The organism is Streptomyces sp. P9(2023) (assembly GCF_032436795.1).
Taxonomy (GTDB): domain Bacteria; phylum Actinomycetota; class Actinomycetes; order Streptomycetales; family Streptomycetaceae; genus Streptomyces.
On sequence record NZ_JAUPWM010000230.1, the window covers coordinates 1 to 359 of the forward strand.

The window sequence follows — 359 nt, forward strand, 5'->3', positions numbered from 1 at the left end:
CACGAGCGGGCGACTGGCGCATCTGGGCAGGTGCCCGTTGGCGCGGTCGGTGTAGAGTCCGCCAGCGGCGTTGATGAGGGCCTTGTTGCCGCCGCCCGACATCTCGGACCCGTCCTTGGAGATGCGGACCCGGATCGTCGCGGTGCGTGTCCGCGCAGCATCTGCCAGGAGCTGGTTTGCGGTAGCGAGGTCACCCTTCTGCACGGCCGCTAGGATGTCCGTCCGCACAGCGTCCGGCACCCCGTCGAGCTTCGCCTGCCACTCCCTGAGTCGAGCATCCGCAGCGGCCTTCTCCAGCTGGACGGCGGTCGTGATGTCCCGAGGGGTCTTGAACAGCTCGTCCACGTACTTGGTGGCGG

1 protein-coding gene is annotated in these 359 nt (G+C 68.2%); it reads right to left on the reverse strand.

Annotated features, from left to right (window positions below):
* The coding region (locus Q5762_RS37465; RefSeq protein ID WP_315896779.1) for a hypothetical protein at positions 1-345 on the reverse strand (345 nt) is incomplete at its 3' end.
* Positions 346-359: the final 14 nt, after the last annotated feature.